The following is a 1798-nucleotide window of genomic DNA, read 5'->3' as shown; positions in this document are numbered from 1 at the left end:
GTCTCGTCGCTCACAGCCGCTCCAGTTGCTTCTCGAGTAGGGATCTGACCGTCCCGGACTTCACCGGGTGCAGCGAGTGGACGTAGATCTCGACGTAGATGTTGCCGACCCGCGCGATGCCGCGGCCCCCGTAGATCGGCAGGTAGCCGTCCTCCGACTTGGGCTTGCCGGAGCCCCAGACCGTGCCGCTGCCGACGTCCGTGAGGTCGTGCGGACTGCCCACGGTGGAAACGGAGTTGTCGGTGTCCCGCTGTTCCTGGAAGTAGGTCGGTGCGTTGGCGTAGCTGTCGTCCCGGAACTGGGTGAGGTGGATCTCGCAGTAGTCGCTGTTCTTGTCGGTCCAGTCCACTTCGACGCTGCGCTGGAAGTCTTGACCCGTCAGGTCGGCGAACTCCCAGTTGGCATGGGTGTATTCCTCGGCGTACTCCCGCAGCGACACCCAGTCCCGGAACATTTCCTTGCTGCCCTTGGGCGTCGGCACCAGCAGCTTGAGCAGGCTGCCCCGGTAGACCAGGCCACCGTCCTGACTGGTCGGCAGCTTCGGCGCCGCCGGGCCGGCGCCCTTGGGCTGGGCGAGCACCGGGCCGGTGAGCGGCGGCAGCGGCGTCGGCGGGCGGTTCTGCTGGATGCGGTAGCCGAGGCCGCCGCCCGCGAGCACGCCGAGCACCGCGGCCGCCGCGATCAGCCGCGTGGTCCGCCCGCGCCGCCGCGGCTTGTACGGCGGGGGCTCGGGGACATTGTCAGGAAACGGAGCGGCAATCGGTTCCGCGGTCGGCTCCGCGGCGAATTCCGCCACCGATTCCGCGGCGGATTCCGCGATAGGTTCCGCGGTCGGCTCGGCAGCCGGCTCTGCGATCGGCTCAACGGCCGGTTTCGCGGCCGGTTTAGCGGCCGGTTTAGCGGCCGACTCCACGGCCGGCTCTGCGATCGGCTCGGAAGCTGCTTCTGGAACCTGTTCCGGAACCGGGACGGGGTCCGGTTCCTGGACAGGGGTGTCCTGGGACAAGGGGTCACTCCACGGAATGGGGAGAGCGGGTCAGCGACCCGTCCTCAGCCTCTGGTACTGCGCGTCGAGCAGGTGTTGCAGCAGGGCGCGGGAGGGCGCCTTCCCGCCGGTCACCGAGATCGTGATGTGCACGTCGCCCTGGTGGGAGATCGCCAGCAGCGTGTCGGTGGACTCGGCCGACCCGGACGCCAGGTTGTACCCGCGGGCCGGGTAACTCCCTTGCAGCGGGAGCGTGGTGGCCTGGTAGCCGGAGGCCGAGTAGTACGCCGTCGCCTGGCTCGGCCCGCGGAAGCGGACCAGTTCGACGGTCACCTCGGACACGCCGTCGGCCGTCAGGTAGGTACGCGTCGCCGCGCTGCGGAATCCGTACGTGGACAGGGCCCGTGCGGCCTGGCTCTCGTCCGCGGAGCCCGCGGCCACGTCGGCGGCGGTGTCCGCGCTGCCCGCCGGATCGCCGTAGACGTCGGCGCCGTCGGGCGGGGGGACCAGGAAGTACCGCAGGTCGCCGGTGTGCACACCGTGCGCCACCTGTCCGACGGGTTTCTTCTTCGCCGCGGGCGGCGAGCTCGGAGCCGGGGAGGAGGACGAACCGGAACCGGACGGTTCGTCGGCGCCGGTCGGCGATGACGTGGCCGAGGGCGTGACGGCGGCGTCCGCGCCCCCCGGGGACGAGCCGAACGCGATCACCGCGCCGGCCGTCACCGCCGCCACCGCGACCAGTCCGGTCACGGCGGCGGCCAGCCCCCCACGACGGCCTCTGCCGTCCTTGATTCCCCCCCCATCCCCCCCCGG

At 71.2% G+C, this 1798-nt stretch carries 2 protein-coding genes; both read right to left on the bottom strand.

From position 1 onward, the window contains the following. Positions 1–10 precede the first annotated feature (10 nt). The gene (locus AC13HU_RS36610) at positions 11–796 is read right to left on the bottom strand and encodes a hypothetical protein (RefSeq protein WP_483046313.1); all 786 of its coding nucleotides are present in this window, start codon (positions 794–796) and stop codon (positions 11–13) included. Between the two features lie 240 nt (positions 797–1036). Beyond that, the gene (locus tag AC13HU_RS36605) at positions 1037–1735 is read right to left on the bottom strand and encodes a hypothetical protein (RefSeq protein WP_483046312.1); all 699 of its coding nucleotides are present in this window, start codon (positions 1733–1735) and stop codon (positions 1037–1039) included. Between the last annotated feature and the right edge of the window lie 63 nt (positions 1736–1798).

Source organism: Streptomyces sp. NH27, assembly GCF_056859195.1.
The sequence above is the reverse complement of the archived record's forward strand: the minus strand, read 5'-3'. Positions and strand labels throughout refer to the sequence as shown.